This window comes from Hydrogenivirga sp. 128-5-R1-1 (assembly GCF_000171895.1).
The window spans coordinates 1-1695 of record NZ_ABHJ01000259.1 but is presented as its reverse complement, the minus strand read 5'-3'; the positions used below and the strand labels follow the sequence as shown (position 1 = coordinate 1695).

The window sequence follows — 1695 nt, the reverse complement described above, 5'->3', positions numbered from 1 at the left end:
AGGAAAAGTAGTTGCCTTATCTACTGGTATTGAAAATATGGATTTGTTTATTGTTCAGGATATTATAACTTCTTACCTTGCTTATGAAAATATGGACTATTACTTTAGAGTTTTTGAGCTTGTTGCATTTAGAATAAAAAATCCTTCTGCCATAGTCGTAGCTAAGTAAGAGGAGTAAAAATGGATATAGAAATAAAAAAGGCAATAGACTATTTAAATTACAATATATCTCTTGAACATTCAGCCATAATTCAGTATTTGTTCCACGCTTATACTATTGGAGAAGAGTCCATAGAAAATGAGCTTGAAGAAATAGCAAGGGAAGAAATGAAGCATTTGAGGATGTTTGCCCATGCTGTTGTTGACCTTGGAGGAATTCCTGCTATAGATAAAAGGGCTTCCGTTTTTTTAGAAGCTCCTAACGCGGTAGAACTACTTCAGTTTGATATAGATGCAGAAAAAATGGCTATAGATGAATACTCACGGCAGTTAAAAGATATTCCAGATAAAAAAGTACAGAGAATACTTGAAAGGATAATAAATGACGAAAGTTCTCACCTGCATATTTTCAAAGGTTTACAGGAAAAAGTAAAAGAAAATATTTCAAAAAAAGGAAAAAATACCGCAGTTGATGAAAATAAACTAAAAATAGTTAAACTTTTAAATATTTATCTTCAAAAGCAGTATGAGAAAATCCTTGAAAGTCTTTATCAGTCATTTATAACAAAACATAAAAACCCACACTTAAGTGATGAGCTTGAACAAAGGGCGATTGATAAAATGAAACATTTTGGATGGGTTGCTGAAGAAGTTGCTGAAGCAGGAGCAAAACCTGATATGAGCTTGCCTTCAGTTAAAAAAATAGAAGATGAAAAGGAAATAATAAACTATCAAATAAAAGACCAGCAGGAATTTCCAGAAGAAATACAGCAGATGGCAAATGAAACAGAAGATAAGGACTTAAAATGGATTCTTGAAAGAATAGCAAAAAGGGAAATACATTACACTGATTTAGAAGAATTTTTAAGCAAACCAGATACAACAGAAAAAGATATTGCAAAAGTAATATCAGCTTTAACAGTTGGAAGTTTATTTAAAAAAGCTCAGTAAATATTTTCACATCTAAAATTCTTTGTTTCAGGTTGCAAAGTTATATGGTTTATCCCTTCTTTACGGAGGGAGTTTTCTATTTTTTTTATTATCAAATCTACAGTCTCAAGGTCTTTTTCATCTACAACAATATGCCCTGTTAGATAAAGGTCTTTGGAAGATAAAGCCCAGATGTGAATATCATGTACTTCAATAATCTCTGGGAATTTTTGAATTTTATCCTTTATTGAAGTAAGGTTTATTTCTGAAGGGGTTGCTTCCATTAAAATTCCAAATGTTTTTTTCAAAACAGGAACTGTTTCCTTTAGTATATAAAGTGAGAAAATAATTGATAATACTGGGTCAAGCCAGTATATCTGGAAAAAGTACATAAAAATTCCGCCTATAACTACGCCTAAAGAAATTAAAGCATCGCTTAAAAGATGAAGATACGCAGCTTTTATATTTAAATCTTCATCATGAACATGGCCGTGCTGATTTTCATGATTGTGATGAAATCCAAGCAAAAAAGCCGATACAGAGTTAACTATAAATGCTATACTTCCAACAATAATTACAGTCAAGCTTTCTATTGATTGTGGATAT

Annotated in this window: 2 protein-coding genes; one reads left to right on the top strand and one right to left on the bottom strand. The window is 31.3% G+C overall.

Annotated features, from left to right (window positions below):
* Positions 1–180 precede the first annotated feature (180 nt).
* Positions 181–1110, top strand: coding sequence for a ferritin-like domain-containing protein (locus HG1285_RS02670; RefSeq protein WP_008289071.1), 930 nt, complete (start codon positions 181–183; stop codon positions 1108–1110).
* Here the strand turns inward: HG1285_RS02670 and HG1285_RS02675 are convergent.
* Positions 1104–1695 (bottom strand): cation diffusion facilitator family transporter (locus tag HG1285_RS02675; protein WP_008289069.1); only part of this gene is annotated, 592 nt, incomplete at its 5' end. The two genes, HG1285_RS02670 and HG1285_RS02675, sit on opposite strands and share 7 nt — an antisense overlap.